This is a genomic window from Nocardia sp. 852002-20019_SCH5090214 (assembly GCF_001665865.1).
GTDB classification, from domain to species: domain Bacteria; phylum Actinomycetota; class Actinomycetes; order Mycobacteriales; family Mycobacteriaceae; genus Nocardia; species Nocardia nova.
On sequence record NZ_LZMK01000089.1, the window covers coordinates 1 to 3,923 of the forward strand.

The 3,923-nt window shown below is 67.6% G+C and carries 6 protein-coding genes; 4 read left to right on the plus strand and 2 right to left on the minus strand.

Translation table 11 applies throughout. From position 1 onward, the window contains the following. Positions 1–462 precede the first annotated feature (462 nt). Together A5780_RS07735 and A5780_RS07740 are read left to right on the plus strand one after the other, a co-directional pair. Complete coding sequence (locus A5780_RS07735; protein ID WP_064908115.1) at positions 463–1,458, plus strand: DNA cytosine methyltransferase; 996 nt, start codon at positions 463–465, stop codon at positions 1,456–1,458. A gap of 76 nt (positions 1,459–1,534) precedes the next feature. Next, on the plus strand, positions 1,535–1,858 hold the full coding sequence (locus tag A5780_RS07740; RefSeq protein ID WP_064908116.1) for a hypothetical protein: 324 nt from the start codon (positions 1,535–1,537) through the stop codon (positions 1,856–1,858). A gap of 134 nt (positions 1,859–1,992) precedes the next feature. Here the strand turns inward: A5780_RS07740 and A5780_RS40740 are convergent, their stop codons facing one another. Next, positions 1,993–2,166 carry a hypothetical protein gene (locus A5780_RS40740; RefSeq protein ID WP_197521692.1) on the minus strand — a complete coding sequence of 58 codons (174 nt, stop codon included), beginning with the start codon at positions 2,164–2,166 and terminating at the stop codon, positions 1,993–1,995. A gap of 248 nt (positions 2,167–2,414) precedes the next feature. Between A5780_RS40740 and A5780_RS07745 the strand changes: the two genes are divergently transcribed. Further along, positions 2,415–2,969 carry a hypothetical protein gene (locus A5780_RS07745; protein ID WP_064908117.1) on the plus strand — a complete coding sequence of 185 codons (555 nt, stop codon included), beginning with the start codon at positions 2,415–2,417 and terminating at the stop codon, positions 2,967–2,969. 81 nt (positions 2,970–3,050) lie between these two features. Continuing rightward, positions 3,051–3,464, plus strand: coding sequence for a hypothetical protein (locus tag A5780_RS07750; protein WP_064908118.1), 414 nt, complete (start codon positions 3,051–3,053; stop codon positions 3,462–3,464). A 267-nt stretch (positions 3,465–3,731) separates the two neighbouring features. Here A5780_RS07750 and A5780_RS41760 read toward each other — a convergent pair. After that, positions 3,732–3,923, minus strand: a 192-nt coding sequence (locus A5780_RS41760; protein WP_231982887.1) for a hypothetical protein, incomplete at its 5' end; no start/stop codon positions are given.

Here is a 3,923-nt window from a genome sequence, read left to right on the forward strand (position 1 = left end):
TTCCACCTGAGGTGAGCCCGCATGTCCTCGTCGGTGATCGTGATCGGGTGCCCCGTCGGACACGTCGGCGTCGAGTGCGAGGCCGCCGAACAGTACCGATTGAGACACTCGTACCGCCGCAGAGTGAAGAACCTCTCGGGATACAGATCCACGGTCCCCTCCTCGCTCGCGGGTGCTCAGCCGATCGAGTATGCCCGCCAGCGGCGACAACCGCAGCCCGCTCTACACGGCCCAGGAATCCTGAGGCTGTCATGAGCCGCAAAGTAGGACGCGTGGGTAACCGGCGATCCGCCTTACGCAATTCCCCTCCGCCGATGGGCATGTGGCGAAGCGTCGCCGCAGCGACCGACACCGGCCCGGTCCCGCCTCACCTGTGCTCAAAACCGGACAACGCCCAGCGCAGGCAAGTGATACAGTTTTACTACTGCACAGTTTTAGAACGACAGTGAGGATGTGGCTCCTATGACGCAGCGGATCACCGACCGGCCGACCGTCACCGACTTCTTTTGCGGGGGCGGCGGTTCGACGCACGGGCTGACACGCGCCGGGTGGTGGGGGCGGGTGGCCTGCAATCACGACGCGACCGCGATCGCCACGCACAAGCTCAACCACCCGACGGCCCGACACATCGAGGAGTCCATTGCCCGTGTGGACTTCCGGCAGCTCCCGACGACGACCATGCTCTGGGCCTCTCCCAGCTGCGTGTGGCACGCCCGATCCGGCGGCCGCGCTCGCCCGCCGGCCGAGGTCGAGCTGCTGCGCGCCGACCCCGGGTCTATCGACCGCGCAACAGCTTTCGCGGTGGTGGAGGCGGCCGAGATCCACCGGTATTCCGTGGTCGCCATGGAGAACGTCCCCGAGTTCGCCGATTGGACGTTGTACCCCTGGCTGCTCGACGGCCTGGAAAGGCTCGGCTACACCGTGCAAACCTTGATCCTGGACGCCGCCGACTTCGGCCACGCCCAGCACCGGCGCAGATGGTTCGCGGTATGCACCCAGCCCGGCATCACGGTCGACCTGACCAGCGCGCCCGCCGAGCCGGTCTACGCGGCGGCGATCCTGGACCCCACGCCCGGCCGCCTGGTGGACCGGCCGCTGTACGTGTCGCCGCAAATCGACGCGATCACCGATCCCGGTGTCGCACACCTGGTGACCTACCGCCGCAACGCCCGCCCCCGGCGCGCCGACCGTCACCGGCTGGCCACGGTCACCGCAGGCGGTAATCACCACGCCGTGGCCACCGTGGACCACGACGGGCGTGCCTGGCACCGGATGCTCACCAACCGCGAATGCGCTCGCGCCCAAGGGTTCTCCGACGCCTATACGTTCGTCGGCACCCGCGCCCAGGTGAAGCGACAGATCGGCAACGCGGTACCCGTCGGGATCGCGGAATGGATCGGCGGCCGGGCCGCGGCCGCGCTCGGCTACTCCCCCGAGTCGTTGGGAGTGGCCGCGTGACCGCAGACAGCGAAGTGCAGTTTTGAAACTGATTAGACTCGTGGCGGATTCCCCCACGACAGAAAGGTGGCCCTGCATGCCCGCCGACCCCCGCCGCACCCGCCCGGTCGAAGAGATCGACCTGGCCGGCCATGCCGCCGCGATTCGGCAGGCCCGCGCCGAAGGGCAGCTTCCGCCCTCCGGCCGGCTGCTCGGCCTGCCGGAGCTGCCCGACGGTGACGTGTGGGTGGACATCGCCGGTGCCGAAGCGGTTACCGGTGTCCCCGCTCGCACGATCACGGGATGGCTGACGCGAGGCGGGCCGAAGAAGGCGCCGTTCCCCGCCCCGCACCGGATCCTGTACCGGCTGTACTGGCCGCTGTCCAAGCTGGAGCAGTGGACCGATGACTACACCGACTGACGGTGTCGTCACACCGGATCTACTTTGCGGCTCGTGACAGCCTCAGGATTCCCGGACCTACACGAGCGGTCCCCGAAACGGCCAGCGTTCCGGGGACCATGCGTTCCGAGGATTCGTTCCGGAAACGGGTGCGGTTACTTCTTGTCATCGGTGGGGTCGTTCTTCGCGGCCGCCGACTGGGCGCGCGGTGCGAACCCGGATTTCGCGCTGGAGCTTGCGGAGTCCTTCGCGGCCGCGGACTGGATACGCGAGGCCGCTGCGTCGTCCATCAACGTGGCGTGGCCCTTGCTGCCGCCTGACTTCGACATCGCTTGCTCTCCTCTCCGTGTCGGATTCCCTCTCCGACTCCCAGAGTGGCATCGATCCGGGCCGGTGGACCGCCCGATTTCCGGCCCGATTCGTCCCGTTTTCTGACCTCCGATAAGCGGGGATTATCGGCGGCCAGACGGCATGTGGGGCCCAGTTGACCTCCGAAATCATCTGTCAGGATTCCCTGACGATTGGTAGAATGTAAGGAGTTCCTGACAGTTACGGAAGGGTGCGGGACATGAGCAGAATGACCGACGACGGCAATCACGAGGGCTACATCGAACACGTATTCGCCGATGGCGTGACCGGCAGTGGTCGGTCGAACGGCGCGCCGACCGCTACCCATCGGCCGGACGGCACCGCAATTCCGTACGAGGACCGGCAGTCTCGCGACTGGGATGAGGTGATCGGGTTTCAGGCGGTCTGCGTCGGTCACCGCGGCCGGCCCTGCTGGAGGGGGCCGGTCTGGGCTCGGGTTGCCACGCCGATGGAGGGCTTGGACGACACCGCCTACTTTGACCCGTTCGGAGACCGGAGGGTTCACGCACCGAACCGGGCCGGGCTGAGCGAATCCGCCGAAGATCTGATCATGCAGGCATGGGACGAGCACATCGCCCCGTTCCGGGGGTGCTACGCCGTCGAGGTCGCAGCCGAAGCGGTCGCCGAGGCACAACAGGAACTCACCGCCGCTGTGCGGGCCGCGCGCGAGCAAGGCGCATCGTGGGAGGCGATTGGTCAGGCTGCGGGGATGACTCGGCAGTCCGCCCACGAACGATGGGCGAAGGTGATTAACCGCGGTTGATTGGCCCCAGGCCTCCTGCTGACCCGTCCGGGCCTACTCTTGGTCCGACACAGGATCGTCGGATGCAGCGGGGAGCCCGAGATGCGCAGTCAGCGTGAACAATACGTCGAAGTCATCGATGAACTCGCCCACGTCGGGGAGACACCGACCGCCACCGAACTAAAGCCGCTGTGCGAGCACACCGCGCGACTCGATGACCGACTCGCCGAAGTCACCGATCGCGGCGAGCGCCACGAGCTCGACAAGCTCAGCCGACAGGCCAACACCCTGCTGCGCCGTGCCTACGCGCGCGGCAATTTCGCCCTCGATGTCGCCGATGCTGCGCGTGCCCGCGAGATCCACGACGCTCTGTATCCGAACCACCTCAGCCCGCACCGGACGCCGGCCAACGATCGCCCCGAACGAAGCGGTCCGATCAACGCCTTCGCCCTCGCCGCCCGGCGCGAGCGCGAGGAACTCGAACGGCCCGGCCCCTGGGACGGTTTCGACCGGTAGAGGTCACCGGCCGCGATCCGATGACCCCCCGAGCGGTATGCCGAACTGGTCGCCGAAGGCCGACGGCTCGTCGCTCAGCGTGACCGCTGGCCGAAACGCTGAGCAGCCGCATCCGCGCACGGACAGCGCCGAGATATGGACGATGCTGAGATCAGGTACATATTCCCGGGCGGCCGAGGCCACCCCGGACCCACACCGACCAGCATCGCGGCACCGCGCGGGTGGGCTGGCTTGACCAGCCCACGCAACAGCCCCCTTAAGAACACCTCACGGAATACCCCACGGAAAAATCGCGGCCTCCAGCCGCTCGACGGTCACTTCCCCAACCGCTCGTACCCCGGCAGCGGCCCGACCGGTCGGGCCGGGATCGGCTGGGATACTTCGGGTATGGGGATCGAGGCTGTAGAGGGGACCGGCCGCAGGGGACACACACCGCGCGGGAATCACGTCGAGCGGCGG